This is a genomic window from Microbacterium sp. P5_E9, from assembly GCF_054049175.1.
This window is the reverse complement of sequence record NZ_JBFUMV010000184.1, coordinates 1-505: the sequence shown is the minus strand read 5'-3', so window position 1 is coordinate 505 and position 505 is coordinate 1. Positions and strand designations below refer to the sequence as shown.

Annotated in this window: 1 protein-coding gene; it reads left to right on the top strand. The window is 57.2% G+C overall.

Features of this window, described 5'->3' with window-relative positions; all coding sequences use genetic code 11:
- Positions 1-259: 259 nt before the first annotated feature.
- Positions 260-505, top strand: a 246-nt coding sequence (locus ACXJ3V_RS20890) for a phage integrase N-terminal SAM-like domain-containing protein (RefSeq protein WP_457102270.1), incomplete at its 3' end; no start/stop codon positions are given.

The window sequence follows — 505 nt, the reverse complement described above, 5'->3', positions numbered from 1 at the left end:
ACAACATGCCGGTGTTCTTCATCCAGGACGAGTTCGCGGCCGATGCGCGCCTCTATGAAGTCTTGCTCATCGTGGGCAGGAACGACGATCGCGATCATGATTTTTAAGATTCTGGAAGAGACATTCCTCAATGTCGCAAAGCCCGGGTGCACCGAAGTAAGAATTGGACTAAACCGCTGGCGCGGTAGTGCCTGATCACAGGCCGGGCGCCAAACCACCGCCCGGGGCGGATTTCCCGCGAAGTTCCCGATGAGGAACGATGCAGTTGCTGTTCGCAGCACTTCATCCGTTCACTTGTCAAAGGAGCTTCACCATGACACCGCTACGCCGGCGGATGCTCGAGGACATGGGCATTCGCAATCTCGCCGAGAACACGCAGCTGTCCTACCTGCAACAGGTCTCGCTCTATGCGGGACACTTTCACCGCTCGCCTGAAGAACTCGGACCGGAGCAGGTTCGGGACTATCAGGTGCATCTGACGACGATCCGCAAACTTGCTCCAAGC